The sequence below is a fragment of the Streptomyces sp. NRRL WC-3549 genome (assembly GCF_000721935.1).
Taxonomy (GTDB): domain Bacteria; phylum Actinomycetota; class Actinomycetes; order Streptomycetales; family Streptomycetaceae; genus Streptomyces.
This window is the reverse complement of record NZ_KL585394.1, coordinates 174,139-176,139: the sequence shown is the minus strand read 5'-3', so window position 1 is coordinate 176,139 and position 2,001 is coordinate 174,139. Positions and strand designations below refer to the sequence as shown.

Here is a 2,001-nt window from a genome sequence, read left to right as displayed (position 1 = left end):
GGACGTCCCTGCGCCGTCGGACGGCTGCAGCCGGAGAGGAAGGACAGCACGGTGAGCCGGGCCGGCCGGTGGATCAACTCGTTGAGAGCCGGAGCCGTGGGGCGCTCGGGGGAGGAGGCACCCTCACTCCGCCTGCGCGGAGCGCGGGGCCGCGGTCGCGTCCAAGGCGCGTTCCCGGCTCGGGAGCACCCGGTTCGTCAGGCCGGCGCCGATGCCCGCGGCGAGGAACAGGGCCGGCCGCCCGAAGGGGACGGCGAGCAGCGCGCCCAGGGCCACAGGCGTCAGATACGGGGCCGGGGCGCGGACCACGGATCCAAGAGCGCACCAGGTATCGGGGTCGGCATTACGTGGAGGTACGGATCGTCAAGGACGGCAAGGTCGTCGCCGGCGGATCACCACGACGTGATGATCCGCTGACGACGCCACGCCATCAGGGTGACGGGCATGAAGGGGGGCGGCTCCCCCTGCGGCTCGTCCCCGGCGAGAATGCACAGATCGACACCTGGTTGGAGCTCTGCACCTTCCCTCCGGACCGCCTACGACGGGTCCGGGCCGAGCCGGGGGCGCTGCCCAGAGGCCCCCGGCGGCGGACATGTCTTGGCCCACAGGACATCGGAGGCGCCGAGGGCGCGGGCGGTTCCTCGTTGCTCACAGGGTCCCAAGGCCGACCGTGACAGGGAATGGCGCGGTGGCCTTCACGGTACCGGTGAACACCTCGCCGTCCCGGTAGGCCCTGCTGGCTGGGTCGAGGACGTAGGTGTAGACGATCGGAACGCCGGTGGCGGACTGCTCGATGCGCCAGTAGAAGGGGATGCCGGCCTTGGCGTACTGGTCCACCTTCACGACCCGGTCGGTTGTTTCCGACCCGGGCGACACGACCTCGACGACCAGGAGCACGTGCTCGGGACGGGTGGGCGTGAGGTCGATCGTCTCCGCCCGGTAGACGATGACGTCCGGACGGCGGTTGGTGAGCGGCACGTCCTGCAAGCGGACGTCGAAGTCCGTGTCGGCGTTCCAGTCCGCGCCCGCGGCGGCGTCCAGGGCATTGGCCAGGATTCGAGCCAGCCGGTTGTGGCGCTTGGAGGCGCTCGGGCTCACGACGACCATCCCGTCCACGATCTCGACGCCGGCGCACTGCTCCTCGGACCAGGAGTCGTACTGTTCCGCGCTGATCTGGGTGTGCATCCAGGCGGGCGTCACCATCTCGGCGGTCATGGTGTACCTCCTTCGAGGATGCGGTGCTGCTCGACTCAGCGTACTGCCCGCTTCCAGTCGGGCACCGGCTTCGGGGTCGGGGCAGAACCTCCGGCGTCCGCAGGGGCCACCTGGGTGCAAAGGGGCCGATTCGCATGCACCACGTGAGGGCGCATGAGTGCAAATCGGCCAAGTAGGGCGGGGGCTTGCGGGCCGAACCGGCAGGGCCGTGTCGGCGTGAGAGGCTGGTCCGCATGAACCGGCTGGCTGGTGTGACCTCGCCTTATCTGCTTCAGCACGCTGACAATCCCGTCGACTGGTGGCCCTGGACGCCGGAGGCGTTCGAGGAAGCGCGACGGCGCGATGTGCCCGTTCTGCTGTCCGTCGGCTACGCGGCGTGCCACTGGTGCCACGTCATGGCCCACGAGTCCTTCGAGGACGCGGCGCTCGCGGCGTACCTCAACGAGCACTTCGTGCCCGTCAAGGTCGACCGCGAGGAGCGGCCCGACGTCGACGCCGTCTACATGGAGGCCGTGCAGGCCGCGACCGGCCAGGGCGGCTGGCCGATGACCGTCTTCCTGACCGCGGACGCCGAACCCTTCTACTTCGGCACCTACTTCCCGCCGGAGCCCCGCCACGGCATGCCCTCCTTCCGGCAGGTGCTCGAAGGGGTCACGGCCGCCTGGACCGACCGGCGCGGGGAGGTCGCGGAGGTCGCCGGGCGCATCGTCGCCGACCTCGCCGGCCGCTCCCTCACGCACGGCGGCGACGGGGTGCCCGGCGAGCCGGAGCTGGCGCAGGCGCTGC

The 2,001-nt window shown here is 71.0% G+C and carries 3 protein-coding genes; 1 reads left to right on the top strand and 2 read right to left on the bottom strand.

All coding sequences use genetic code 11. From position 1 onward, the window contains the following. Positions 1-123 precede the first annotated feature (123 nt). Complete coding sequence (locus IH13_RS43395; protein WP_158791129.1) at positions 124-309, bottom strand: hypothetical protein; 186 nt, start codon at positions 307-309, stop codon at positions 124-126. 339 nt (positions 310-648) lie between these two features. Next, positions 649-1,215, bottom strand: coding sequence for a Uma2 family endonuclease (locus IH13_RS0111495; RefSeq protein ID WP_031083512.1), 567 nt, complete (start codon positions 1,213-1,215; stop codon positions 649-651). A 233-nt stretch (positions 1,216-1,448) separates the two neighbouring features. Between IH13_RS0111495 and IH13_RS0111490 the strand changes: the two genes are divergently transcribed. Next, a partial coding sequence (locus IH13_RS0111490) for a thioredoxin domain-containing protein (RefSeq protein WP_158791127.1) occupies positions 1,449-2,001 on the top strand: 553 nt, incomplete at its 3' end.